This window comes from Lactiplantibacillus sp. YT640, assembly GCF_049745435.1.
Taxonomy (GTDB): domain Bacteria; phylum Bacillota; class Bacilli; order Lactobacillales; family Lactobacillaceae; genus Lactiplantibacillus; species Lactiplantibacillus plantarum.
The window spans coordinates 1-1,703 of record NZ_JBMNVY010000080.1 but is presented as its reverse complement, the minus strand read 5'-3'; the positions used below and the strand labels follow the sequence as shown (position 1 = coordinate 1,703).

Genomic DNA, 1,703 nt, shown 5'->3' with positions numbered 1-1,703 from the left:
GGATATACTCCTCTTTGGGTAGACAAGCAAATAATCAAAGCTTGCCTACCTAAGGAGGAGTTTTTCTATGGGCAGAAAAGGTTCTCGCTATACGATTAAAGAGAAGTTGTTTTACATTGGTCTGGTTACTCAGGGAATGGCTCCTAATGCCGTTCAAAGAAAATATGGAGTTGAACATAGTCAAGTAAGCCGATGGGTAAAGCGTTATGGATTACAGGGGATCGATGGCCTGCGGCATCGACTCATGGGAAAGTATCCAAGTGAATTGAAATTAAAAATAGTTCTGGAGTACCTAGAAGGACACAGTTCTTATCCTCGATTATGCGATAAATATAATATTCCTAACGTTAGTACTATCTATCAATGGGTTCATCAGTATACTAGTGGTAAACAACTCACCACTAGGAGTGTGAAACAAGTGAAAGATGGTCGGAAAACAACCCAGCTGGAACGTGTAGAAATTGTTCAATGGATTATAGCAAACGATATGGATTACTCACGCGCCATGAATAAGTACAACGTGTCATATGGTCAGGTTTACTCGTGGACTCGGAAGTTTAAACAAGGTGGACCAGAAGCCCTTGTCGATCGTCGTGGTAAGGGAAAGACTGTGCATGACCAGCTTACAGATAACGAGAAGCGTGACCTGGAGGTCAAGCGTCTAAAGGCCCGAATTGAACATTTATCGACAGAGAATGCAGTTCTAAAAAAACTCCAAGAATTGGAAAGGTTGGATGCCACTCATCACACATCTACGAAACAATCCAAACTTTAGCAACTACGGTGAACCCTGATACAAACCAAGTTTATGGGATTAGTTTTATGTGTCGTTTTATGAAAGTCTCACGTGCTGCATATTACAAATGGATACACCGAACCCCAAGCAAACGTGCTCTGGAAGATAAAGAGATATTAAAGTACGTCAAAATTATTGAAGAGGAGAACGAATATACCCTTGGAGTACGAAGATTAATGATGAATCTTCATTGCGATACAACATATCGAACTAGTGCTGGAAAAATGCGCCGGATCATGCGTGAAAATGGTATCGTGGCTTCAATTCGCGTGGCACAGCATGATCGAAAAGCTCAACGGAAAGAGCACATCAGCAATAACCTCCTCCTTTCAGATGAAGGCCATAATTTTAAGCCAGACAAGCCAAATCAGGTCTGGGTAACTGATTGTACAGAGCTATGTTTTGGTTGGAAATTCAGTGAACGTTTGAGACTTAGTGCAATTAAAGACCTGAACGACCACAGTATCATTGCTTGGGACATTGAAGAAACTGAGACAGCCGATTTGGTGACTCGAACATTTGATAAGGCATTAGCAATAAGCAATGGTGCAAAACCAACGGTTTTACACTCAGATCAGGGATCAAGCTATACATCTGGAGTATTTAACAAACATCTAGCTAGCAATGGGGTTAAGCATAGTATGTCGCGTCCAGGAACCCCTGGAGATAACAGTCCTATGGAAAGCTTCTGGAGTCATATGAAGACCGAGTTCTTTAATTTTCACCATGCATTAAATCGAGAAGAAATGGTTCAACTTATCGAAAAATGTATTAACTGGTATAACTACAAGCGTCGCCAAGAAACACTAAATGGCATGACCCCGAAAGAATTTCGGAATCATGCCATTCTAAAAACTGCATAGCTATTTTAATTATTTGAACTGTCTACTTGACTCGGAGCAGTCCC

The 1,703-nt window shown here is 41.0% G+C and carries 2 protein-coding genes; both read left to right on the top strand.

The genetic code is table 11. The features are described 5' to 3' along the window. Window positions 1-67: 67 nt before the first annotated feature. Window positions 68-775: a helix-turn-helix domain-containing protein gene (locus ACOV1R_RS15995; RefSeq protein WP_027822961.1), complete on the top strand. Its 708-nt coding sequence runs from the start codon at window positions 68-70 to the stop codon at window positions 773-775. 8 nt (window positions 776-783) lie between these two features. Continuing rightward, window positions 784-1,659, top strand: coding sequence for an IS3 family transposase (locus tag ACOV1R_RS15990; RefSeq protein ID WP_111443564.1), 876 nt, complete (start codon window positions 784-786; stop codon window positions 1,657-1,659). Window positions 1,660-1,703: the final 44 nt, after the last annotated feature.

What these genes read in the sequence shown, in the direction of transcription:
- ACOV1R_RS15995 (WP_027822961.1), top strand. Translation starts at nt 68, where the DNA reads ATGGGCAGAAAAGGTTCTCGCTATACGATTAAAGAGAAGTTGTTTTAC.